Below are 202 nucleotides of genomic sequence, written 5' to 3' on the forward strand. Positions count from 1 at the left end.
CCCGCCAAGGCGGTGATTTCAGCCGTATCATCCGCAAGGGTGACAGTCCTGCCAACTATTATTGGGAGGTTACAGACAAGCAGGGTGTCAAGTACATCTATGGCGGTGACGGAGCTGTTGTAAAGGGCAATGTCACCGATGCTTCGGGCAATACCCGTGAGGTGATTGCCGAATGGAAGCTGAAACGTGTCGAGGAACTCCA

General features: G+C 53.5%; 1 protein-coding gene. It reads left to right on the forward strand.

Annotated features, from left to right (window positions below; genetic code table 11):
• Nucleotides 1-202, forward strand: a 202-nt coding sequence (locus DW917_RS18030) for a hypothetical protein (protein WP_233524831.1), incomplete at both ends; no start/stop codon positions are given.

The sequence above is a fragment of the Prevotella sp. AM42-24 genome, from assembly GCF_003461825.1.
Taxonomy (GTDB): Bacteria; Bacteroidota; Bacteroidia; order Bacteroidales; family Bacteroidaceae; genus Prevotella; species Prevotella hominis.